Source organism: Synechococcus sp. R3-13, assembly GCF_047462195.1.
Classification (GTDB): Bacteria; Cyanobacteriota; Cyanobacteriia; order Thermostichales; family Thermostichaceae; genus Thermostichus.
In genome coordinates this window covers 1-530 of sequence record NZ_JANSIO010000366.1, presented here as the reverse complement: position 1 = coordinate 530, position 530 = coordinate 1, and the positions used below count along the sequence as shown (strand labels likewise).

Annotated in this window: 1 pseudogene; it reads left to right on the top strand. The window is 56.0% G+C overall.

The features are described from left to right. A pseudogene (locus NW856_RS11050) lies at positions 1-345 on the top strand (prohibitin family protein); the annotation flags it as partial. Between the last annotated feature and the right edge of the window lie 185 nt (positions 346-530).

The following is a 530-nucleotide window of genomic DNA, read 5'->3' as shown; positions in this document are numbered from 1 at the left end:
TTGGCTCAAATGAAAGATCAACACAACCTAAGAGACTCGATTGAACGCAAACAGGTGGCCTCGATTACAGCACAAACGGCGGCAGTGCGGGCGCAAATTCAGGAAAAAGAGACCGAGCGGCTGCTGATCTTGGCGGCGGCCAACCAGCGGGCCATTGAGCTGAAAGGACAAGCGGCAGCGCAGAACGCGCAACTGGCGGATCTGCTGTTCTACGAGAAGCTGCAAGAGCGCATCCAAAACCCGACGGGCTCGCTGCCCCCTTTGCGCATCATCCGCGTCGAGGGAGATGCCACCGTGTTTCTCAATGTGGATCCCCATCAGGCAGCCCTGCAAAGAGGGCAGTAGGTTCAGCAAAGTTGCGGAGTACAGACTTAAAAGTCTGAGTATAAAGTGTGTCCAGATGTGAAGGCGAAGGGATGTCATTCGAGTTCGTTGACATCCTACCGCCAGGGGTCTGGGCTGGGATCCCTCGTAGAGTTGCGCCGAATCCGGCTGAGGGGGAAAGCTCGTACTCGATGCAAGGCTAGGTT